Source organism: Pseudacidovorax sp. RU35E (assembly GCF_900156165.1).
Classification (GTDB): Bacteria; Pseudomonadota; Gammaproteobacteria; order Burkholderiales; family Burkholderiaceae_C; genus Xenophilus.
In genome coordinates this window covers 561,508-582,993 of sequence record NZ_FTMY01000002.1, presented here as the reverse complement: position 1 = coordinate 582,993, position 21,486 = coordinate 561,508, and the positions used below count along the sequence as shown (strand labels likewise).

19 protein-coding genes are annotated in these 21,486 nt (G+C 69.7%); 18 read left to right on the top strand and 1 reads right to left on the bottom strand.

What is annotated here, in order from left to right; translation table 11 throughout:
* Positions 1–188: 188 nt before the first annotated feature.
* The 3 genes from BXA03_RS05550 to BXA03_RS05540 all read left to right on the top strand — a co-directional run bounded on the left by BXA03_RS05550 (position 189) and on the right by BXA03_RS05540 (position 3,364).
* Positions 189–1,238: a P1 family peptidase gene (locus tag BXA03_RS05550; RefSeq protein WP_076504726.1), complete on the top strand. Its 1,050-nt coding sequence runs from the start codon at positions 189–191 to the stop codon at positions 1,236–1,238.
* A complete protein-coding gene (locus BXA03_RS05545; RefSeq protein ID WP_076504724.1) occupies positions 1,235–2,596 on the top strand; it encodes a TAXI family TRAP transporter solute-binding subunit in 1,362 nt (453 codons plus the stop codon). The genes BXA03_RS05550 and BXA03_RS05545 overlap by 4 nt, the downstream gene beginning before the upstream one ends.
* 135 nt (positions 2,597–2,731) lie before the next feature.
* On the top strand, positions 2,732–3,364 hold the full coding sequence (locus tag BXA03_RS05540) for a response regulator (protein WP_076504722.1): 633 nt from the start codon (positions 2,732–2,734) through the stop codon (positions 3,362–3,364).
* A 16-nt stretch (positions 3,365–3,380) separates the two neighbouring features.
* Here BXA03_RS05540 and BXA03_RS05535 read toward each other — a convergent pair whose 3' ends face one another.
* Positions 3,381–4,616, bottom strand: a complete 1,236-nt coding sequence (locus BXA03_RS05535) for a TIGR03862 family flavoprotein (protein WP_076504720.1) — start codon at positions 4,614–4,616, stop codon at positions 3,381–3,383.
* Positions 4,617–4,766: 150 nt separating this feature from the next.
* Between BXA03_RS05535 and trxA the strand changes: the two genes are divergently transcribed.
* From trxA to BXA03_RS05460, 15 genes are all read left to right on the top strand, one after another.
* The gene (trxA, locus tag BXA03_RS05530; protein ID WP_076504718.1) at positions 4,767–5,099 is read left to right on the top strand and encodes a thioredoxin TrxA; all 333 of its coding nucleotides are present in this window, start codon (positions 4,767–4,769) and stop codon (positions 5,097–5,099) included.
* 200 nt (positions 5,100–5,299) lie between these two features.
* Positions 5,300–6,565: a transcription termination factor Rho gene (rho, locus tag BXA03_RS05525; protein WP_017757832.1), complete on the top strand. Its 1,266-nt coding sequence runs from the start codon at positions 5,300–5,302 to the stop codon at positions 6,563–6,565.
* Between the two features lie 223 nt (positions 6,566–6,788).
* Positions 6,789–7,577, top strand: a complete 789-nt coding sequence (locus tag BXA03_RS05520; protein WP_083715892.1) for a class II aldolase/adducin family protein — start codon at positions 6,789–6,791, stop codon at positions 7,575–7,577.
* 48 nt (positions 7,578–7,625) lie between these two features.
* Positions 7,626–9,191: an ABC transporter substrate-binding protein gene (locus BXA03_RS05515; RefSeq protein ID WP_076504714.1), complete on the top strand. Its 1,566-nt coding sequence runs from the start codon at positions 7,626–7,628 to the stop codon at positions 9,189–9,191.
* 19 nt (positions 9,192–9,210) lie between these two features.
* Positions 9,211–10,182, top strand: coding sequence for an ABC transporter permease (locus BXA03_RS05510; RefSeq protein ID WP_076504712.1), 972 nt, complete (start codon positions 9,211–9,213; stop codon positions 10,180–10,182).
* A gap of 22 nt (positions 10,183–10,204) precedes the next feature.
* Positions 10,205–11,050, top strand: a complete 846-nt coding sequence (locus tag BXA03_RS05505) for an ABC transporter permease (RefSeq protein ID WP_076504710.1) — start codon at positions 10,205–10,207, stop codon at positions 11,048–11,050.
* The gene (locus BXA03_RS05500; protein WP_076504708.1) at positions 11,047–12,702 is read left to right on the top strand and encodes an ABC transporter ATP-binding protein; all 1,656 of its coding nucleotides are present in this window, start codon (positions 11,047–11,049) and stop codon (positions 12,700–12,702) included. Before BXA03_RS05505 ends, BXA03_RS05500 begins: the two co-directional genes overlap by 4 nt.
* The gene (locus BXA03_RS05495; protein ID WP_234983597.1) at positions 12,699–13,631 is read left to right on the top strand and encodes a 2-hydroxyacid dehydrogenase; all 933 of its coding nucleotides are present in this window, start codon (positions 12,699–12,701) and stop codon (positions 13,629–13,631) included. The genes BXA03_RS05500 and BXA03_RS05495 overlap by 4 nt, the downstream gene beginning before the upstream one ends.
* 18 nt (positions 13,632–13,649) lie before the next feature.
* Positions 13,650–15,011: an aspartate aminotransferase family protein gene (locus BXA03_RS05490; RefSeq protein WP_076504705.1), complete on the top strand. Its 1,362-nt coding sequence runs from the start codon at positions 13,650–13,652 to the stop codon at positions 15,009–15,011.
* A gap of 14 nt (positions 15,012–15,025) precedes the next feature.
* The gene (locus BXA03_RS05485; RefSeq protein ID WP_076504703.1) at positions 15,026–16,078 is read left to right on the top strand and encodes a histone deacetylase family protein; all 1,053 of its coding nucleotides are present in this window, start codon (positions 15,026–15,028) and stop codon (positions 16,076–16,078) included.
* 43 nt (positions 16,079–16,121) lie between these two features.
* Positions 16,122–17,045, top strand: coding sequence for a DMT family transporter (locus BXA03_RS05480; protein WP_076504700.1), 924 nt, complete (start codon positions 16,122–16,124; stop codon positions 17,043–17,045).
* Entirely contained in the window at positions 17,042–17,731 is a 690-nt protein-coding gene (locus tag BXA03_RS05475; protein ID WP_143476214.1) for a GntR family transcriptional regulator, read from the top strand. The genes BXA03_RS05480 and BXA03_RS05475 overlap by 4 nt, the downstream gene beginning before the upstream one ends.
* Before the next feature lie 49 nt (positions 17,732–17,780).
* Positions 17,781–18,809, top strand: coding sequence for a histone deacetylase family protein (locus BXA03_RS05470; protein ID WP_076504698.1), 1,029 nt, complete (start codon positions 17,781–17,783; stop codon positions 18,807–18,809).
* A gap of 272 nt (positions 18,810–19,081) precedes the next feature.
* A complete protein-coding gene (locus tag BXA03_RS05465; protein ID WP_234983596.1) occupies positions 19,082–20,179 on the top strand; it encodes a phosphotransferase in 1,098 nt (365 codons plus the stop codon).
* A gap of 22 nt (positions 20,180–20,201) precedes the next feature.
* On the top strand, positions 20,202–21,476 hold the full coding sequence (locus BXA03_RS05460) for an aspartate aminotransferase family protein (protein ID WP_076504694.1): 1,275 nt from the start codon (positions 20,202–20,204) through the stop codon (positions 21,474–21,476).
* Positions 21,477–21,486: the final 10 nt, after the last annotated feature.

The window sequence follows — 21,486 nt, the reverse complement described above, 5'->3', positions numbered from 1 at the left end:
TTAGTAAAACGCATGTTCATGTATGGAATGACGCGAGATTACGCGAGGCGGTGCGGGATCGTCAAGCCTCCCGCACAAGATCGGATCTTCCGCAAGGGGTTGACGGCAAATCCCCCTGGTCACTGTCAGAAGGCGCGCCGTGCAGGCGCTGGCGAGCGCAGGACGACGACACCCATAATCTGCGCCCTATGTCTGCGGCCTCCCTCCTGTCTTCCTCCGCCCTGCCCTACTGGGGCGCCATCACCGACGTCGCCGGCATCGAGGTCGGCCACCACACCGACGGCCGTCGCCCCACCGGCAGCACGGTCATCCTGGCGCGTGACGGCGCCGTGGCCGGCGTGGACGTGCGCGGTGCGGCCCCGGGCACACGCGAGACGGATCTGCTGTCGCCCGGCAACTTCGTGCAGCAGGTACACGGCATCCTGCTGGCGGGCGGAAGCGCCTGGGGCCTGGCGGCGGCGGACGGCGTGGTGCGCTGGCTCGAGGAACGAGGCGTGGGCCTGGATGTTCGCTTCGGCCGCCTGCCGATCGTGCCGGGTGCCGTTCTCTTCGACCTTCCGGTGGGCGATGCCCGCATCCGCCCCGATGCCGCCAGTGGCTATGCAGCCTGCGAGGCGGCCTCGACCGCGGCCCCGGCCGAGGGCAACGTGGGTGCCGGCGCCGGTGCGCTGGTGGGCAAGCTCTTCGGCGTCCAGCATGCGATGAAGGGCGGCATCGGCACCGCCTCGGTCAAGGTGGGCGGCGTGACGGTCGGTGCGCTCATCGCGTGCAATGCCCTGGGCGATGTGCTGGACCCTGACACGGGCGAATTGCTGGCCGGCTCGCGCACCGACGATGGCCGAGCCCTGCGCGACACCCGCCGCAGCCTGTTGCGCGGCGATCTGCCCAAGCCCCTGCTGGCCGGCACCAACACCACCATCGGCGTGATCGCCACCGATGCCGTTCTGACCAAGGTGCAGGCCCAGCGGCTGGCTGCCGTCGCACACGATGGTCTGGCCCGCGCCATCAACCCCGTCCACACCATGAGCGATGGCGACACGCTCTTCGCCCTGGCGACCGGCCGGGTGCCGCTGGGCGACGAAGCCCCGGGCATGACCGTGCTCTCGACCCTGGCGGCCGAAGTGGCGGCGCAGGCCACGGTACGCGCCGTGCTCGCGGCTCGGGCCATTGCAACGGCAGAGCTGTCGATCCCCGCCGCGCGCGACTGGTCGCAGCGGCAGGACGGACGGGCGCCATGAAGCGCCTGTCGCACAGTCTGATGCTGGCCCTGCTGAGCCTGCGCGACCTGCTGCTGTCGGCAGGCCCCCTCGCGCTGATCGCCGTGGGCGTGCTGGTGGCTGCCTATGTCTACCTGGACCCACAGCCGCCCCGCACCGTGCGGCTGGCCACCGGGCCGCAGGGCAGCGCCTATGCGGCCTTTGGTGAGCGCTATGCCGCGGCCCTGCAGACCAGCGGCATCCGGGTGGAGCTGATCCCCACCGAGGGCGCACTCGACAACCTGCGCCTGCTGCGCGAGGGTCGGGCGGACCTGGGATTCGTGCGCGGCGGCGTGGCCGATCCCGTGGCGGATCCCGAGGCTGGCATCCAGTCGCTGGGGGCGCTGTTCTATGAGCCGCTGTGGGTCTTCTACCGGCCCGCATCGCTGCGCCGCAGTGAAGCCGAGGGCCAGCCGTCGCAGGGTCGGGCCGAGCTTCCTTCTCTCGCCGGCCTGCGCACGCTGCGCCTGGGTACCGACCGTCCTGGCAGCGGCATGCCCGAACTTCTCGGTCGGATGCTGTCGGCCAACCGCATCGACGCCACGCGGCTGCGCATCACGGCGCAGCCCGCCGAGGATGGCGCCGCGGCGCTCATCGCCGGACGACTCGACGCCCTCGTGCTGGCCTCCGCGTCCGAATCGCCGCGCGTGCAGCAGTTGCTGCGCACGCCGGGCATCGCGGTGCTCGACCTGGGCCAGGCGGAGGCCTATACGCGGATCTTTCCCTTCCTGTCCGTCGTGACGCTGCCCCGCGGCGTGGTGGACCTGGCCTCGGACGTGCCGGCCCGCGACGTCTCGCTGGTGGCCACGACCAGCTCGCTGCTGACCCGCGAGGACACGCATCCGGCGCTGCGTCAACTCTTCGCCCAGGCCGCGCAGAACATCCACGGGCACGCGGGCTGGTTCAACCGGGCGCGGGAATTTCCGAACACCCGGGCCAGCGAGTTGCCCGTCATCAGCGAAGGCGATCGCGCCATTAACGGCACGCCGCCGGTGTGGCAGCGCTGGCTGCCCTTCTGGGCCAGCAATCTGCTCGAACGGATGTGGCTGGTGATCGGCGGCCTGATCGTGCTGCTGCTGCCGCTGTCGCGGGTGGTGCCACCGCTCTATACCTTCCGCGTGCGCAGGCGTGTGTTCCGCTGGTATGCGCGGCTGCGCGACATCGAGGGCCGCATGGAATCCGATTCCGGCGCGCGCGACGGCCTGCTGGACGAGCTGGATGAGCTGGACCGCGTGGCGAACAAGGTGACGGTGCCGCTGTCCTATGCCGAAGAACTGTACGCATTGCGCCACAACATCGAGCAGGCCCGACGCCGGCTGCTGGCGCGCCCGCGCTCCTGAGCCCAGCACCTGAATATCATTGGCGGTTAACGAAAATTAACATGTCGGCGGTCTCGTTGGCCGTCGCACCACCGCCATGATTTGCTGCTGCCGGCGCCCTGCATGCCCGAATGTGCGTGCCACCGAGGGGCGTCCATGATCCATGTCATCACCTGCGATCCCTTCGGGGTGGTGCGGCGCGGCATACGCGAGTTCCTGGCGGAAGCGGTGGATGTGCGGCTCAGCGGCGAAGCGGCCAGCGCCGAGGAACTCAAGCGGCTCATCCGCACCACGCAGTGCGACGTGCTGCTGCTGGCGCTGGGTCTGCCCGGCCGCAGCGGCCTCGACGTGCTGGCCGACCTGGTCGAAGCCGAGTCGCCGGTGAAGGTGCTGATCTATTCGGGCGAGCCCGAGGGCCAGTACGCAGTGCGCTGCCTGCGCGCCGGCGCCTACGGCTTCCTGTCGAAGGCGGCCGACCCGCGCCTGCTGGTCACGGCCGTGCGCATGGTGGGCCAGGGCCAGAAGTACCTGAGCCCCGAAGCCACCCAGCTGCTTGCCGACACCGTGGCCCGCCCGGATGCCGAGGCCTCGCCACACCACCTGCTGTCCAACCGCGAACTGGAGACGCTGGTGCGCATCGCCTCGGGCAAGACCATGGCAGACATCGCGCGCGAATTCATGCTCAGTCCCAAGACCGTCAACGTCTACCGCATGCGGGTGCGGGAGAAGCTGCACCTGAGCAACGACGCGGCGCTGACGGCCTACGCGATCCGCAACCAGTTGATCTGAGCCGAGCGCGCCCGGCTCAGCTGCGCTGTGTCAGCCAGGCGGCCGCCCCGTCGCCTGCGACCATGCCGCTGGCCATGCAGGCGGTGAGCAGATAGCCGCCCGTGGGCGCCTCCCAGTCGAGCATCTCGCCGGCACAGAAGACGCCGGGCAGCGCGCGCAGCATCAGGCCGTCGTCCAGATCCTCGAAGCGGACGCCGCCGGCGGTGCTGATGGCCTCGTCGATGGGTCGCGGGCGCAACACCTGCAGCGGCAGCGCCTTCAGGGTCTCGGCCACCCGGGCCGGTTCATGCATGGCAGCCTTGTCCAGCACCTCGTGCAGCAGTGCCGAGCGCACGGCATCGAGGTTCAACCTGCTCTTGAGATGGCTGCCCATGGAGCGGCTGCCGCGAGGATGGGCGACCGCCGTCAGCACACGTTCGGGCGTCCAGTCGGGCAGCAGGTCCAGGTGCAAGGTGGCCTGCCCGGCTGCTTCGATCTCATCGCGCAGCAGCGCCGACGCGGCATAGACCAGGCTTCCTTCGATGCCCGTCGCGGTGACAACGAACTCGCCCTTGCGGCGAAAGCTGCGGCCACGTCCGTCGGTCGCGCTCAGCACCACGGACTTCAAGGGCTGGCCGGCGAAGCGCTCCGCGAAGAAAGGCGTCCAGGCGACGTCGAAGCCGCAGTTGGACGGCCGCAGCGCCGACACGGCGGCGCCGCGGGAAGTCAGCGGTCCGACCCATGCGCCGTCCGAGCCGAGACGTGGCCAGCTCGCGCCGCCGCAGGCCAGCACGAGGGCATCCGCATGCACCGTGGCCCTGCCCTGCGGACTGTCGAAACACAATGCGCCGTCGTCGTTCCAGCCCGTCCAGCGATGGCGCATGTGCAGGCGCAGTCCGCTCGCACGCAGACGATGCAGCCAGGCGCGCAGCAGCGGCGCGGCCTTCATCTCGCGCGGGAAGACGCGGCCCGAACTGCCGACGAAGGTCTCGACGCCCAGCCCATGCACCCACGCACGCAGGGCCTCGGCGTCGAAGCGCTTGAGCAGCGGCTCGACCTGGGCACGACGCTCGCCGTAGCGCGAGGCAAAGGCGTCGAAGGCTTCGGAATGGGTGAGGTTGAGGCCGCCACGGCCGGCGAGCAGGAACTTGCGGCCCACGGACGGCATGGCGTCGTAGAGGTCGACGGTGCAGCCCGCGGCGACGAGGCGTTCGGCCGCCATCAGGCCGGCCGGGCCGCCACCGATCACGGCCACATTCGAAAGCTTGGTCATCGGCCGCATTGTCGCGTCGCGTGGCCCCGGCTATCGGCGGCATAGCCGCAGCCTGCCACGCCGCGCAGGCCTTTCTGTCACAATGAAATCGACCTTTCGCCGCTCCCTGCGAGCATCCCCTTCACCGCGAACGTAGCCAAGGCAGACATCATGGCCAGCGAACTCATCAAGCACATCTCCGACTCCTCCTTCGAAGCCGACGTCCTGCAGTCCGACAAGCCCGTGCTGGTCGACTACTGGGCCGAGTGGTGCGGCCCCTGCAAGATGATCGCGCCCATCCTGGATGAGGTGTCCAACACCTACGACGGCAAGCTGCAGATCGCCAAGATGAACGTGGACGAGAACCGCGACATCCCTGCCAAGTTCGGCATCCGCGGCATCCCCACGCTGATGCTGTTCAAGAACGGCCAGCTCGCCGCCACCAAGGTCGGCGCCATGAGCAAGGCGCAGCTCACCGCCTTCATCGACCAGCAGCTCGCCTGACCGCATCCTGCTCCGAATGAAGAGGCCGACGCATCCGTGCGCCGGCCTTTGTTTTTTCCTGTCATAATTCCGCCTATTCACCGGCCCCAACACAAGGGCACGGTTCGAGTCCAAGGCTTCCGGGGCATACCTCTCGCCCCGCCAGCAAGCCCCCCTCCTCTCCCACCGTCACCAAGCTTCTCCGCCCGCGGGGCCATTCCATGCACCTGAACGAACTCAAGGCACTGCACGTCTCCGAACTCCTGAAGCAGGCCGAAGCCCTCGAGATCGAAAACGTCGGCCGCATGCGCAAGCAGGAGCTGATGTTCGCCATCATCAAGAAGCGGGCGAAGGCCGGCGAGCAGGTGTTTGCGGACGGCGTGCTGGAGATCCTGCCCGACGGCTTCGGCTTTTTGCGCAGCCCCGACACCAGCTTCACGGCCAGCACCGACGACATCTACATCAGCCCCAGCCAGGTGCGGCGCTTCAACCTGCACACCGGCGACATGATCGAGGGCGAGGTGCGCATTCCCAAGGACGGCGAGCGCTACTTCGCGCTGACCAAGCTGGACAAGGTGAACGACGGCGCGCCCGAGGCGAACAAGCACAAGGTGATGTTCGAGAACCTCACGCCGCTGTTCCCCAAGGAGCAGATGAAGCTGGAGCGCGACAACTTCAAAAGCGAAGAGAACATCACCGGCCGGGTGATCGACATCATCGCCCCCATCGGTAAGGGCCAGCGCGCACTGCTGGTGGCGCCGCCCAAGAGCGGCAAGACGGTGATGATGCAGCACATCGCGCACGCCATCGCCGCCAACTACCCCGAGATCCACATGATGGTTCTGCTCGTGGACGAGCGGCCGGAAGAAGTGACCGAGATGCAGCGTTCGGTTAAGGCCGAGGTGATCGCCTCCACCTTCGACGAACCCGCCGCCCGCCACGTGCATGTGGCCGAGATGGTGATCGAGCGCGCCAAGCGCCTGGTCGAGCTCAAGAAGGACGTGGTGATCCTGCTGGACTCCATCACCCGCCTGGCCCGTGCCTACAACAATGTGGTGCCCTCCTCCGGCAAGGTGCTGACCGGCGGCGTGGACGCCAACGCCCTGCAGCGGCCCAAGCGCTTCCTGGGCGCGGCCCGCAACGTGGAAGAAGGCGGCTCGCTCACCATCATCGGCACCGCGCTGGTCGACACCGGCAGCCGCATGGACGAAGTGATCTTCGAAGAGTTCAAGGGCACCGGCAACTGCGAGATCCACCTCGACCGCCGCCTGTACGAGAAGCGCGTGTTCCCCTCCATCCAGCTCAACCGCTCGGGCACCCGCCGCGAAGAGCTGCTGCTGGCGCCCGAGGTGCTGCAGAAGACGCGCATCCTGCGCCAGTTCATGTACAACATGGACGAGATCGAGTCGATGGAGATGGTGCTCAAGAGCATGAAGGCCACGAAGACCAACGTCGAGTTCTTCGACATGATGCGCCGCGGCGGCTGATCCGCCAGCCCTCCGTCCCCGTCAGAACGCCGCGCATTGCGCGGCGTTTTTCATTGGTGCGCGCGCTTCTTGACGGTGCGCCCACGCACCACACCACCCGTTCCGAATACCTCTAAAGCCGGCTTTTCACGCCCGTCCTGAGGGAACTCAAGGATCTGCGATCTGGCACGCATCGTGCGTAATGTCATCTGTCGACAGCTGACAGATTGAACGGAACGCCGCCATGCTGATGCAGGACCTGACCCCCAAGACCTTCTCCGATGCCGAGCGCCAGGTGCGCGAGGACCTGGCCGCGGCCTACCGGCTGGTGGCGCACTACGGCATGGAGGACAGCATCTACACGCACATCTCCGCGCGGGTGCCGGGCACCGAAGGCCAGTTCCTCATCAACCCCTTCGGCATGCTGTTCCGCGACATCACGGCCTCGTCGCTGGTCAAGATCGACACCGAGGGCCGCATCCTGGAGCCCTCGCCGTACGACGTGAACCCCGCGGGCTTCACGATCCACAGCGCGGTGCACATGGCCCGGCACGACGCCATGTGCGTGCTGCACACCCACACGGTGGCCGGCGTGGCCGTGTCCTCGCTCGCCTGCGGCCTGCAGCCCTGCAACCAGTGGGCGCTGCAGTTCCACAACCGGGTCGTCTATCACGACTTCGAAGGCATCGCGCTGGACCACGGCGAGCGCGAGCGGCTGATCGCCGACCTGGGCCCCACGGCCCGCGTGCTGATCCTGCGCAACCACGGCCTGGTGACCCTGGGCCGCACGGTGGCCGAGGCCTTCATCCTGATGCACAACCTGGAGCGCGCCTGCCGCGTGCAACTGGCCATCCAGGCCAGCGGCCATGCGATCCATCCGGTGCCCGAAGAGGTCTGCGAGCTCACCGCCCGCCAGTACGAAAGCGGCGACAGCAACCGCCTGCCCGGCGCCACCGACCCCGATGCCCGCGAATGGCGCGCCCTGCTGCAGCGGCTGGAGCAGCCCACGGCCGCTGCCTCCTTCCGCGATTGACCCCATCCCCATTACCGCCAACTTGCGCTGACTGAAAGGAAGCCTGACATGCAACGTCGTCGACTCATCCAACTGGGCGCCACCGGCCTGGGCGTCTCCATCGCGGGCGTGCCGCTGCACCTGCTGGCGCAGGAAAAGCGAAGCGGCACCATCAACGTGCTGGTACAGCCCGAGCCGCCGGGCCTGATGCTGGGCATCGTGCAGAACGGCCCTACGCAGATGATCGCCGGCAACATCTACGAAGGCCTGCTGCGCTACGACGAGAAGCTCGATCCGCAGCCGCTGCTGGCCACCTCATGGACCGCCAACAAGGAAGGCACGGTCTACACCTTCAAGCTCAAGCCCAACGTGAAGTGGCACGACGGCAAGCCCTTCACCTCGGCCGACGTGGTGTTCTCGGCCGACGTCTTCCTGCGCAAGACGCATGCGCGCTTCCGCGCCAGCCTGCAGCAGATCGAGAGCATCAAGGCGCTGGATCCGCTCACCGTGGAGTTCACCCTCAAGCAGCCCTTCGGCCCCTTCATGGGCATCTTCGAGACCGGCACCATGCCGATGATCCCGAAGCACATCTACGAGGGCACCGACTTCCTGACCAACCCGGCCAATGCCACGCCCATCGGCACCGGCCCGCTCAAGTTCAAGGAATGGGTCAAGGGCTCCTACATCCAGCTGGTGGCCAACGACCAGTACCACCAGCCGGGCGTGCCCAAGGTGGAGAACGTGTACTTCCACGTCATTCCCGACGCGGCCTCGCGCGCCGCGGCCTTCGAGTCCGGCAAGATCGACATCGCCCCCGGCGGCTCGGTGGAGTACTTCGACGTGGCCCGCCTGTCCAAGCTGCCCGGCGTGGAGGTCACGACCAAGGGCTGGGAGTTCTTCGCGCCCCATTCCTGGCTGTGGATCAACAACCGCAAGGCGCCGATGGACAAGGTCAAGTTCCGCCAGGCGGTGATGCACGCCATCGACCGCGACGCCATCGCCAAGGTGGCGTGGCAAGGCTACGCCAAGGCGGCCACGGGGCCCTTCAACAGCCACATCAAGTTCTACAGCGACGACGTGCCCAAGTACCCGCGCGACATCGCCAAGGCCAAGAAGCTGCTCGACGAGGCCGGCTACAAGGGCGAGACCCTGCGCCTGCTGCCCCTGCCCTACGGCGAGACCTGGCAGCGCCAGGCCGAGATGGTGCGCCAGCACCTGGGCCAGGCCGGCGTCAAGATCGAGATGACGCCCACCGACGTGGCCGGCTGGAACCAGCGCCTCAACGAATGGGACTACGACCTGGCCTTCACCTACGTCTACCAGTACGGCGACCCGGCCCTGGGCGTGGCCCGCAACTACACCAGCAGCAACATCGCCAAGGGCTCGCCCTTCAACAATGTCGAGGGCTATTCCAACCCCAAGGTGGACGAACTGTTCGCCGCCGGCGCGGTCGCGGCCGACCCCGAGAAGCGCAAGGCCCTCTACCTCGAAGTGCAGAAGCTGCTGCTGGAGGAAGCGCCCGTCGCCTGGCTGCACGAGATCAACTTCCCCACGCTCTACCGCAGCAAGGTGAAGAACCCGGTGAGTTCGGGCATCGGCCTGAACGACAGCCTGGGCCGCGCCTCCATCGGCTGAGCACGCAGCGCACGCACCCATGAAACGTCTGCAGTTCATGCTCACCCGGGTGGCGCAGGGCCTCGTGGCCCTGGTGCTGATCGCCACCGTCAACTTCATGCTGGTGCGTGCGGCGCCCGGGGACCCGGTGTCGGTGATGGCCGGCGAGGCCGGCGCCTCCGACCAGCAGTTCGTCGACCAGCTGCGCCGCGAGTTCGGGCTGGACCAGCCCCTCGGCACGCAGCTGGCCACCTACCTGGGCCATGTGGTGCGGCTGGACCTGGGCTTTTCCTACCGCCAGCAGCAGCCGGTGGCCAAGCTCATCGCCGACCGGTTGCCGGCAACGCTGCTGCTCACCGGCAGCGCCTTCGTGCTGTCGCTGATCTTCGGCGTGGTGCTGGGCGCGCTGGCGGCGCGCAAGGCGGGTTCCTGGCTCGACAGCGCCATCACGGTGGTGGCGCTGGTGTTCTACGCCACGCCGCTGTACTGGCTGGCCATGATGGCCGTGCTGCTCTTCACCGTGCAGATGAACTGGCTGCCGGGCTTCGGCTTCATGACGGTGGGCTCGGGCCTGTCAGGTCTGGCCCTGGCCTGGGACATCGCACAGCACCTGGTGCTGCCCTCGCTCACGCTGGCCCTGTTCTTCATGGCCGTGTACGCCCGCATGACGCGTGCCTCGATGCTCGAAGTCGCGCAGATGGATTTCGTGAAGACCGCCCGCGCCAAGGGCGTGAAGCCCGGCCGCATCCAGCGCGCGCACATCCTGCGCAACGCGCTGCTGCCGGTGGTCACGCTGGCCGGCATCCAGGCCGGCAGCATGATCGGCGGCGCGGTGCTCACCGAGACCGTCTTCGCCTGGCCCGGCATCGGCCGCCTCATGTTCGATGCCCTGCTGCAGCGCGACTACAACCTGCTGCTGGGCTGCTTCCTGGTGACGGCCGCGATGGCCATCCTGTTCAACCTGATCACCGACCTGGTCTACACCCTGGTCGACCCGCGCATCCGGCTGTGACGCCGACAAGGAGCCCACGGCAATGAACAACTCCGGTTTCTGGCGGCGCTTCTGCCGCAACAAGGGCGCGGTCTTCGGCCTCGTGGTGCTGGTGCTGCTGGCGCTGATGGTGGCCTTCGGCCCGCTGCTGGCCACCAACGACCCCTGGGACATGGTGCAGTCGCCCTTCCTGCGGCCCGGGCAGGAGGCCGGCTTCCTGATGGGCACCGACACCATGGGCCGCGACATCTTCTCGGGCGTGGTGCGCGGTGCGCGCATCTCGCTGCTGATCGGGGTGGTCTCCACCGTGGTGTCGCTGCTGATCGGCGTGGGCCTGGGCGCCGTGGCCGGCTACTTCGGCGGCTGGATCGACGCGGCGCTGATGCGCTTCACCGAGCTGTTCCAGGCCGTGCCCAGCTTCGCGCTGGCGCTGGTGCTGGTGGCGATCTTCCAGCCCTCGGTCGGCTCCATCGTGACGGCCATCGCGCTGGTGTCCTGGCCGCCGGTGGCGCGGCTGGTGCGCGGCGAGTTCCTCACGCTGCGCCAGCGCGACTTCGTGGCGGCGGCGCAGCTGGCGGGCCAGTCCACGCCACGCATCATCCTCACGCAGATCCTGCCCAACGCCACCTCACCCATCGTGGTGATGGCCTCGCTGATGATCGCCTCGGCCATCCTGCTGGAGAGCAGCCTGAGCTTCATGGGCCTCGGCGACCCGAACCAGATGAGCTGGGGTTACATGGTGGGCACCGCCCGCACCGTGCTGCGCCAGGCCTGGTGGATGGCGGTGTTCCCGGGCCTGGCCATCGTGCTGACGGTGCTGGCGCTGAATCTGGTGGGCGAAGGCCTGAACGACGGACTCAACACCCGGCTGGGAGGCCGCACCCGATGAACGCCCTGCTCAAGCCGCTGCCCGAACCCGAGGCCGAGGACGCCGTGCTGCGCGTCGAGGGCCTGGACATCTGCCTGCCACCCGGCGCCGACCGCGCGCTGGCCGTGAAGGGCGCCAGCTTCGACCTGCTGCCCGGCCGCACGCTGTGCGTGGTGGGCGAATCGGGCTCCGGCAAATCGATGATCGCCAACGCCATCATGGGCCTGCTGCCCAGGCCGCATGTGGCGCCGGTGGCCGGCCGCATCCTCTTCGAGGGCACCGACCTGCTCACGCTCACCGAAGCCCAGATGCGCGAGCTGCGCGGCCGGCGCATCGGCATGGTGTTCCAGGAACCGATGACCGCGCTCAATCCGGTCATGCGCATTGGCGACCAGCTGGCCGAGGTCTTCGACTCGCACCTCACGCTGCCGGCCGCCGAGAAGCGCCGCCGCATCGTGGCCGCGCTGGCCGACGTGGGCCTGCCCGACCCCGAGCTGCTGGCCGACAGCTACCCCTTCCGGCTCTCGGGCGGCCAGCGCCAGCGCGTGATGATCGCCTGCGCCCTGCTGCTGGAGCCGCGCCTGCTGATCGCCGACGAGCCGACCACGGCGCTGGACGTGACTACCCAGGCGCAGATCCTCACGCTGATGCGCGAGCTGCAGCAGCGCAAGGGCACCGCCCTACTCTTCATCACGCACGACTTCGGCGTGGTCTCCGAGATCGCCGACCACGTGGTCGTGATGCAGACCGGCGTGGCCGTCGAAGCCGGCCCGGCGCACGAGGTGCTGATGCATCCGCAGCACGACTACACCCGCAAGCTGATCGCCGCCATCCCGCAGGGCCGCCTGCGCGAGCCGGCCGCGGCCACGCAGGAGGACTATGTGCTGCAGGTGCAGGACCTGCGCAAGACCTACGTGAGCGGCGGCGGCCTGTTCAGCAAGGGCCGACGTGTCGAGGCGGCCAAGGGCATCGGCTTCCAGCTGCGCCGCGGCGAGACGCTGGGGCTGGTGGGCGAGTCGGGCTCCGGCAAGTCGACCGTCGGCCGCTGCATCGTGGGGCTGGAGCCCTTCAACAGCGGGCGCATCCTGTTCAAGGGCAAGAGCCTGCTCTCCGGCGCTGCCATGCGGCGGCAGACGCAGGGCAAGGTGCAGATGGTCTTCCAGGACCCGTATGCCTCGCTCAATCCGCGCCACCGCATCGGGCCCACTCTGGCGGCCGGGCCCATCGCCCAGGGCGTGCCCAAGGCCGAGGCCATGGCCCGCGCGCTGGAACTGCTGCGCCTGGTAGGCCTGGGCCCCGAGGCGGCCGAGCGCTATCCGCACGAGTTCAGCGGCGGCCAGCGCCAGCGCATCGGCATCGCCCGTGCCCTGGCCATGGAGCCCGAACTGCTGGTGGCCGACGAGCCCGTCTCGGCCCTGGACGTGTCGGTGCAGGCGCAGGTGCTGCAGCTCTTCGCCGAGGTGCGCGAGCGCTTCAAGCTGGCCATGGTCTTCATCACCCACGACCTGCGCGTGGCCGGCGAGATGTGCGACCACATCGCCGTCATGCAGCGCGGCAACGTCGTCGAATACGGGCCCGCCGCCCAGGTGCTGACCGACCCGCAGCATCGCTACACCCGCATGCTGATCGAGGCGGTGCCGCGCCTGACGGCCGAGAAGGAGACCCTCCGTTGACCACCATCGCCCTCCTGAGCGCCAACCTGGACATGGGCTACCTGTTGCCGGCCTTCCGCGCGGAGTTCCCGGACGCCGATCTGCGCACCATGGCCGACCTGGGCCCGCTGGATGCCATCGATGCCGCCGTCTGCTGGAGCCCGCCCGCAGGGCTGATGGCGCGCATGCCCAGGCTGGCGCTGATCCAGTCGCTGGGTGCCGGCATCGACCACATCACGGCCGATGCCGCCCTGCCCGACGTTCCGGTGTGCCGCATCGTCGACACCGACATGGCCTCGGGCATGGCGGCCTACGTGACCTGGGCCGTGATCCACGGCCAGCGCCACATGGGCCGCTACCTGACCAGCGCGGCCGCTGGACGCTGGGAAGAAGCCTCCGTCCAGCCGCCGCGCGCGCACCGCGTCGGCATCGCCGGCCTGGGCACGCTGGGGCTGGCCTGTGCCCGCGCCCTGATGGCGCTGGGCTACAGCGTGCGCGGCTGGAGCCGCAGCCCGCGCGAGGTGCCCGAGGGCCTGGCCTACTTCCACGGCGCAGCGCAGCAGGCCGACTTCCTGGCCGGCTGCGACACGCTGGTGTGCCTCTTGCCGCTCACCGAAGAAACAGCCGGCATCCTGAACCGCGATCTCTTCGCGCAGCTGCCGCGCGGCGCGCACCTGGTCAACGTGGGCCGCGGCGCCCACCTGGTGGAGGCCGACCTGATCCCGGCCCTGGACGCCGGCCACCTGGGCGCGGCCACGCTGGACGCCTTCGTGCAGGAGCCGCTGCCGGCCGGGCACCCCTTCTGGCGCGACCCGCGCATCGTGGTCACGCCCCACATCGCCACCCGCACCCAGCCGGCCGTCATCGCCCGGCAGACCCGCCTGAACCTGGAGCGCATCCGCGCCGGCCGCGCCGCCGAGGTGGCGGTGGACCTCCAACGCGGCTACTGAACCGAGAAGACATCCACCATGAACGCCCGTACCCCCAACGCCGCCGCAGACGTCGCGGCCCATCTGCATTCGTACACCAACCTCGCCACGCACGGCCAGGTGGAGCCGCTGCTCATCACGCGCGGCGACGGCATCCATGTGGAGGACGAAGCCGGCCGCCGCTACATCGAGGGCATGTCGGGCCTGTGGTGCGCCTCGCTGGGCTTCAGCCATCCACGGCTGGTGCAGGCGGGCATCGATGCCCTGAAGACGCTGCCGTACTACCACACCTTCAACCACCGCAGCAATCCGGCTGCCGCGCAGTTGGCCGAGCGGCTGCTGGCGCTGGCGCCGGTGCCGATGGCCCGCGTGTTCTTCGCCAACTCGGGCTCCGAGGCCAACGACTCGGCGGTGAAGATGATCTGGTACTACTTCAACGCCATCGGCAAACCGGCCAAGAAGAAGATCATCGCCCGCGACCGCGCCTACCACGGTGTGACGGTGGCCTCGGCCAGCCTGGGCGGCCTGGCGGCCAACCACTCGGACTTCGACCTGCCCATCGACCGCATCCTGCGCACCGGCAGCCCGCACCACTACCGCGATGCGCTGCCCGGCGAATCGGCCGAGGACTTCGCCACCCGCCGCGCCGACGAGCTGGAGCAGCTGATCCTGAACGAGGGCCCGGACACCGTGGCCGCCTTCTTCGCCGAGCCGGTGATGGGCGCGGGCGGCGTGATCGTTCCCCCACCCACCTACTTCGAGAAGATCCAGGCCGTGCTGCGCAAGTACGACGTGCTGCTGGTGGCCGACGAGGTGATCTGCGGCTTCGGCCGCACGGGCGAGATGTTCGGCTCCACCACCTTCGGCGTGCGGCCGGACATCCTCACCTGTGCCAAGTCGCTGTCCTCCGCCTATGTGCCGATCTCGGCCGTGATGGTGTCGCAGCAGATCCACGAGGCCATGGCCGCCAACAGCGGCCGCATCGGCACCTTCGGCCATGGCTATACCTACTCGGGCCATCCCGTGGCGGCGGCCGTGGCGCTGGAGACGCTCAAGGTCTACGAGGACGAGGGCATCCTGACCCGCACCCGCGAACTGGCGCCACGCTTTGCCCAGGGCCTGGCCACCCAGGCCGAGCGCCGCATCGTGGGCAACATGCGCGCCGTGGGCCTGATCGGTGCGCTGGAGCTGATGCTCGACGGCGCCGCGCGCACGCCCTTCGACCCGGCGCTCAAGGCCGGCTACCAGGTGGCGCAGTACGCGCTGGAGGAAGGCCTGATCGTGCGCGCCATGGGCGACACCGTGGCCCTGTGCCCGCCGCTCATCATCACGCCGGCCGAGATGGACGAGATGTTCGCCCGCCTGGGCCGCGCGCTCGACCGCTTCGAGAAGACGCTCTGAGCGAGGCCACGACGATGCAGGCCTTCTTCTGCCCCGACCAGCTGCTGCACCAGCCGCAGCAGTACATGCGCATCGGCCGCATCCACAAGCCGGCGGATCTGCCCGCCCGCGCCGAGGCGCTGCAGGCCACGCTGCTGGCCCATGGCATCGCCGTGCAGGTGCCGGCCGATGCCGGCCGTGCGCCGCTGGAGGCGGTCCATGCGCCGCACTACCTGGACTACCTGGCCGGCGCCTACGAAGGCTGGCAGAAGCTCGGCCGCCCCGGGCTGGAGCCCGGCATCGAGGTGCTGCCCAACCTGTCGCCCTACTACGGCGTCGCGCCCGGCGAGCGACGCCCGCCCTGCCCCAGCCCCTCGCTGCTGGCGCAGACCGGCTACTACGTCGGCGACCTCGCCTCGCCGCTCGGGCCGCACAGCTGGCGCTCCATCCTGCGCTCGGCCCACACCGCGCATGCGGCGGCAATGGCCGTGGCCGGCGGCGAGCGGCTGGCCTACGCGCTGTGCCGACCCTCCGGCCACCATGCGCACCACGACCGGGCCAGTGGCTTCTGCTACGTCAACAACAGCGCCGTCGCGGCCGAGGCGCTGCGCCAGCGCTTCGGCAAGGTGGCCGTGCTGGACGTGGACGCGCATCACGGCGACGGCACGCAGAACATCTTCTATGCCAGCGCCGAGGTGCTGACCGTCTCGACCCATGCCGATCCGGCCGGCTACTTTCCCTTCTACACCGGCTATGCGCACGAACGCGGCGCCGGGGCCGGCGAGGGCTTCAACCTCAACCTGCCGCTGCCCCATGGCAGTGGCAATGCCGAATTCATCGCGGCGCTGGACCAGGCCGTGGCCACCATCGAACGCTTCGCGCCCCAGGCGCTGGTGCTGCCGATGGGCTTCGACACCTACCGCGACGACCCGATCAGCGTGCTGCGCCTGGACTTCGACGCCTACCGCGCCGTCGGCGAGCGGCTGCGAGCGCTGGCCCTCCCGACGGTGATCGTGCAGGAAGGCGGCTACATGGTCGAGGCGCTGGGCCCGGGGCTGGCGGCGCTTCTGGCTGGGCTGAATCCGTGATCGCTCGCCAAGCCCAGTCGCAAGCGCTGCCGGGGTCTGGCCGATGAGCGCCCTGCCTGCCACGGCCGCGCCGCTGCCCGACTGGCGCCACGGGCCGGGGGCGGGGGTGCTGCTCTTCCTCGGTGCGCTGCTGCTCTTCGCCTTCTACGACGCCTTTGCCAAACAGATGGTCGCCAGCCATGCGCCAGTGGTCGTCAACCTGTCGCGCTACGTCTGCATCAGCACCGTGGGCCTGGGGCTGCTGCTGCGCCACGGCCAGTTGCGCTTCTGGCGCCAGCCGCACCAGGCCCTGCTGCTGGCGCGAAGCAGCATGCTGGCCCTGGTGGCCACCTGCTTCATGACGGCACTGGTGACCATGCCGTTGGCCGAGGCCACCGCCATCTACTTCACGGCGCCGCTGCTCATGGTGGCGCTGGCGCCCGCGCTGCTGGGCGAGCGGGTTCGCCGTGCCCAGTGGCTGGCCGTGGCGGGCGGCTTTGCCGGCATGCTGCTGATCGTGCGCCCGGGGCACGATCTGCCGCGGGCGGGCACGCTGCTGATGGCTGTGTCGGCCGCAGGCTATGCGCTGTTCCAGGTCTTCACGCGCCGGCTGTCGGGCGTGGTGCCGGCACCGGTGCAGTTCGCGCATACGGCCTTCGTCTGCCTCGCCGTCACGCTGGTGCTGGCGGCACTTTCAGAGGACGTCCAGGTCCCGCCCTGGCCGCAAACCCTGGTGCTGCTGGCGGGCGGCCTGGCCAGCGGCGGCGCGCAGTTGCTGCTGCTGGCGGCCTTCCGTCGCACCCAGGCCTCGACGCTGGCGCCCCTCAACTATGTGCAGTTGCTGCTAGCCGTGCTGATCAGCGCCTTCTGGTTCCAGCGCCCGCCCGATGGCCTGGCGATGGCGGGCATGGCCTGCATCGCAGTGGCCGGGGTGTATCTGGCACGATCCGCCGCAACGCCACGACAACGACATCCGGAGACCGCGTGAACGCCGCCCTGCCCACATCCGCCCCCGCCTTCGCCTCGATCCAGGCGCCCGACCTGGTCGGGCTGATCCAGGCCGAGCTGCAGCGGGCCATCCTCGAAGGCCGCATCGGCCCCGGCGACCGCGTGGTCGAGGCCGAACTGGCCCGCCAGATGGGCGTGAGCCGCGCGCCCGTGCGCGAGGCGGCGCGCCGGCTCGAAAGCCTGGGCCTGCTGGTTTCGCGCCCGCGTCACGGCTTCACTGTGCGCACGGTCAGCACCAAGCAGATCGACGACCTCTATGCCGTGCGCATCACGCTGGAGGTGATGGGCGCCACGCTGGCCTGCCGCCACGCCAGCGATGCGCAGCTCGATGCCATGGCGGGCCGCGTGGACGACATGGTCGCCCGCGCCGCGACGCTGAGCCAGGTCGAGCGCGTGACGCTGGACCTGGACTTCCATGCCGCGCTCTGCGCCCTGTCGGGCAACGACTACCTGCAGCAGCTCTTCTCCAACATGGTCAACGAGGTGCGCATGTTCCTCGCGCTGACCGAGGACAGCTATGGCGACCCGGCCTCGCTGGCCCAGACCCACGAACCCATCGCCGACGCGCTGCGCCGCCGCGACGCGCCGGCCGTGGAGCAGGCGCTGCGCTTCCACCTGGAGGACGCGCGCGAGCATGTGGCGCGGCTGCGGCTGGCCACGCGCTGAACGAACGCGCCTTTCCCTCGATCCTCACCGCACCGACGTCCCACCGCCCATGAAAGTCATCTACAGCGACCGCCACGTCGGCCACGATCCGCAGCAGTTCATCGTGCGCGGCAAGTTCAAGCGCAGCAACGAGCAGCCCGAGCGCGCCCACCTGCTGCGGCAGGCTGCGCGCGAGCAGGGCCACGAAGTCTTCGCGCCCGAGGACCACGGCCCGGGCCCGCGCGCTGCCATCCACACGCCGCAGTACCTTCGCTTTCTGGAGACGGCCTGGGCGCGCTGGCAGCAGCTGGACGATCCCTCCTTCGAGGTGATCCCCAACGTGCATCCCTTTCCCGGACAGCCCTTCACCTATCCCGACAGCCTGGTCGGCCAGGCCGGCTACCACCTGGGCGACATGGCCTGCTCGCTGGGCCAGCACACCTGGGAGGCCGCCGTGTGGTCGGCCCACACGGCGACCCATGCAGCGCAACTGGTGCTGGACGGCGAGCGCGCCGCCTATGCCCTGTGCCGCCCGCCGGGCCACCATGCCTACGCCGACCGGGCGAACGGCTTCACCTACCTCAACAACGCCGCCATCGCCGCGCAGCATCTGCGCCAGCGCTTCGACCGCGTGGCCATCGTCGATGTCGATGTGCACCACGGCAACGGCACGCAGGGCATCTTCTGGCGCCGGCGCGACGTGCTCACCGTCTCGCTGCACGGCGATCCGCATTTCTGTACGCCCTTCTTCACCGGCCATGCGCACGAACATGGCGAGGGCGATGGTCTGGGCTTCAACCTGAACGTGCCGCTGGCGCGCGGGACGGACACCGAGGCCTACCTCGTCGCCCTGCGTGGCGCCCTGGACACCGTGCGCGCCTATGCACCGGGCGCCGTCGTGGTGGCGCTGGGGCTGGACGCCCACGAGCACGACCCCTACCGCGCGCTGGCCGTCAGCACCGAGGGCTTCGCCCGCATCACCGGCGAGATCGCGCAGCTGGGTGTTCCCACGGTGCTGGTGCAGGAAGGCGGCTACCTGTCGCCCGACCTGGGTCCCAACCTGCGCAGCGCGCTCGGTGGCTTCGAGGCGGCGGCATGAGTCTGCAAGCGCCACCGACCGCCCAGCCCGGTCGCCCTGCGCCCAAAGCGCCCGACGGTCCCCAACCCGTTTGCCTTGCGCCTGAAGCACCCGACAGCCCCCAACCCGTTCGTCCTGAGCCTGTCGAAGGGCGAAACGGCGCACCGTCCGATGTGCCCTGGCTTCGACAGGCTCAGCCCGAACGGACTGGGAGCGATCTACTGCCAACGAACCCCGATCCCCAACCCGTTCGCCCTGAGCCTGTCGAAGGGCGAAACGGCGCACCGTCCGATGTGCCCTGGCTTCGACAGGCTCAGCCCGAACGGACTGGGCGCGAAGACGACGCTTTCGAGCAGTTGCCCGAAGCCGCCGTCCTGTGCGCGCCTCCCGCGCCGGTCGATTTGAACGAGGCCACGCGCCTGCTGCAGCGTCACTACGGACTGAGCGGAACGCTGACGCCGCTGGGCGGCGAGCGCGATGCCAACTTCCTGGTCCAGCCAGCGGATGGCGGCGCGCCCTGCATGCTCAAGGTCTCGCACCCGGTCGAGAGCGCCGTCGTCGCCGACTTCCAGACTCAGGCCCTGCTGCACCTCGCAGCGACGGAGCCGGATCTGCCGGTGCAGCGCCTGCTGCCAACGAGCAGCGGCGCGTTCGCTGTGGTGGACACCCCGGTCGGAGATGCCCCCCGCGTCGTCCGCCTCTTCAGCTATCTGGACGGCCTGCCCCTGCCCAAGGCGCCGCCCACGCCGGGGCGCGCCGCCCATGCGGGCGCACTGCTCGCCCGGCTGGATGCGGCCCTCGCCGGCCTGTCCCATCGCGCGGGCGAACTGCCCCTGCCCTGGGACCTTCAACGCGCCCTCGGCACCCGCAGCCTGCTGGCGCATGTGGACGACCCGGCCCGCCGCGCGCTCGCCCAGGCCGCGCTGGACCGCTTCGCCGACGAGGCGCTCCCGGTGCTGCGCACGCTGCCCCGCCAGCCCATCCACAACGACTTCAACCCGTCCAACCTGCTGGTGGACCCGCAGGCGCCCGAGCGTCTGGTCGGCATCCTGGACTTCGGCGACATGGTCGCCGCGCCGCGCATCGTCGACCTGGCAGTCGCGGCCTCTTACCACCTCGACGCACAGGCACCCGCCGAGAGCATCGCGGCCTTCGCCGGTGCGTACCACGCGGTCACGCCGCTTTCGATGCAAGAGCGAACGCTGCTGCCGATCCTGGTCGCCACGCGCCTGGCCATGGTGGTCGCCATCAGCGGCTGGCGGGCAGCGAGGGAGCCGGCCAATGCGGCGTACCTGCTGCGCAACAACGGCGCCTCCTGGGCGCGACTGGCGGCGCTGGCCGCGCTGCCTGCCAATGCGTTGGACGACGCGCTGCGCCACGCCTGCCCCTGACTCGCCTCGACGCGCCCTGCCCATGCCCGCCACCACTGCCGACCTGATCGAACGCCGCGCCCGTCTGCTCGGCCCCAGCTACCGCCTGTTCTACGACGAGCCGCTGCACCCGGTGCGCGGCGAAGGCGTGTGGCTGTTCGACGCCGAGGGCCGCCGCTACCTGGACGCGTACAACAACGTCGTCTGCGTCGGCCATGCACATCCGCAGGTGGTCGAGGCCATCGCACGGCAGGCCGCCACGCTCAACACCCACACGCGCTACCTGCACGAGGGGGTGCTGGGCTATGCCGAGCGCCTGCTGGCCACGATGCCCGCCGAGCTGGGCCATGCCGTCTTCACCTGCACCGGCAGCGAGGCCAACGACCTGGCCCTGCGCATCGCCCGCACCCACACCAGCGGCGAGGGCGTGATCATCACGAACTTCGCCTACCACGGCGTCACCGCCAGCCTGGCCGAGGCCTCGCCCTCGCTGGGCCGCTATGTGCAGTTGGGCCGCGCGGTGCGTACCGTGCCCCCGCCGGATGGCGACGACCTGGACGCCGAAACGCTGGGCCGGCACTTCGCCGACGGCGTGCGGCGCGCCATCGCCGACCTGCAGGCCGCCGGCATCCGGCCCGCGGCGCTGCTGGTTGACACCGTCTTCTCCAGCGACGGCATCTTCACCGGCCCGCGCGGCTTCCTGCAGGAAGCCGTGGCCGCGATCCGCGAGGCCGGCGGCGTGTTCATCGCCGACGAGGTGCAGCCCGGCTTCGGACGTACCGGCGAGGCCTTCTGGGGCTTCGCCCGCCATGGCGTGGTGCCGGACATCGTCACCATGGGCAAGCCAATGGGCAATGGCCATCCGGTCGCCGGCTTGGCCGTGCGGCCCGAGGTGATGGCCGCCTTCGGCCGGCAGTGCCGCTACTTCAACACCTTTGGCGGCAATCCGGTGTCGATGGCAGCCGCCGCCGCAGTGCTCGACGTGCTCCAGGACGGTGGGCTGCAGGCCACCGCGCAGGCGGTCGGCGACCATCTGATGGCGGGCCTGCGACAACTTGGCGAAAAACATGCGCTGATCGGCCAGGTGCGCGGCGCAGGCCTGTTCATTGGCGTCGAACTGGTCACCGACCGCGCCCGCCGCACGCCGGCCACCGCTGAGGCTGCGCGGGTGGTCAACGGCCTGCGGCAGGCCGGCGTGCTGCTCAGCGCCACGGGCGAGGCGGCTCACATCCTCAAGCTGCGGCCGCCCCTGGTCTTCGAGCGCGCCCATGCCGACCTGCTGGTCCAGACGCTGGACGAGGTACTGGCCCGACTCTGAACCTGGAACC

Excerpts from the sequence above, each read along its gene's own strand:
- BXA03_RS05505 (WP_076504710.1), top strand. The coding sequence starts at position 10,205 with ATGAACAACTCCGGTTTCTGGCGGCGCTTCTGCCGCAACAAGGGCGCG.
- BXA03_RS05490 (WP_076504705.1), top strand. The coding sequence starts at position 13,650 with ATGAACGCCCGTACCCCCAACGCCGCCGCAGACGTCGCGGCCCATCTG.
- rho (WP_017757832.1), top strand. The coding sequence starts at position 5,300 with ATGCACCTGAACGAACTCAAGGCACTGCACGTCTCCGAACTCCTGAAG.
- BXA03_RS05470 (WP_076504698.1), top strand. The coding sequence starts at position 17,781 with ATGAAAGTCATCTACAGCGACCGCCACGTCGGCCACGATCCGCAGCAG.
- trxA (WP_076504718.1), top strand. The coding sequence starts at position 4,767 with ATGGCCAGCGAACTCATCAAGCACATCTCCGACTCCTCCTTCGAAGCC.
- BXA03_RS05480 (WP_076504700.1), top strand. The coding sequence starts at position 16,122 with ATGAGCGCCCTGCCTGCCACGGCCGCGCCGCTGCCCGACTGGCGCCAC.
- BXA03_RS05460 (WP_076504694.1), top strand. The coding sequence starts at position 20,202 with ATGCCCGCCACCACTGCCGACCTGATCGAACGCCGCGCCCGTCTGCTC.
- BXA03_RS05485 (WP_076504703.1), top strand. The coding sequence starts at position 15,026 with ATGCAGGCCTTCTTCTGCCCCGACCAGCTGCTGCACCAGCCGCAGCAG.
- BXA03_RS05535 (WP_076504720.1), bottom strand. The coding sequence starts at position 4,616 with ATGACCAAGCTTTCGAATGTGGCCGTGATCGGTGGCGGCCCGGCCGGC.
- BXA03_RS05545 (WP_076504724.1), top strand. The coding sequence starts at position 1,235 with ATGAAGCGCCTGTCGCACAGTCTGATGCTGGCCCTGCTGAGCCTGCGC.
- BXA03_RS05500 (WP_076504708.1), top strand. The coding sequence starts at position 11,047 with ATGAACGCCCTGCTCAAGCCGCTGCCCGAACCCGAGGCCGAGGACGCC.
- BXA03_RS05550 (WP_076504726.1), top strand. The coding sequence starts at position 189 with ATGTCTGCGGCCTCCCTCCTGTCTTCCTCCGCCCTGCCCTACTGGGGC.
- BXA03_RS05510 (WP_076504712.1), top strand. The coding sequence starts at position 9,211 with ATGAAACGTCTGCAGTTCATGCTCACCCGGGTGGCGCAGGGCCTCGTG.
- BXA03_RS05515 (WP_076504714.1), top strand. The coding sequence starts at position 7,626 with ATGCAACGTCGTCGACTCATCCAACTGGGCGCCACCGGCCTGGGCGTC.
- BXA03_RS05520 (WP_083715892.1), top strand. The coding sequence starts at position 6,789 with ATGCTGATGCAGGACCTGACCCCCAAGACCTTCTCCGATGCCGAGCGC.
- BXA03_RS05540 (WP_076504722.1), top strand. The coding sequence starts at position 2,732 with ATGATCCATGTCATCACCTGCGATCCCTTCGGGGTGGTGCGGCGCGGC.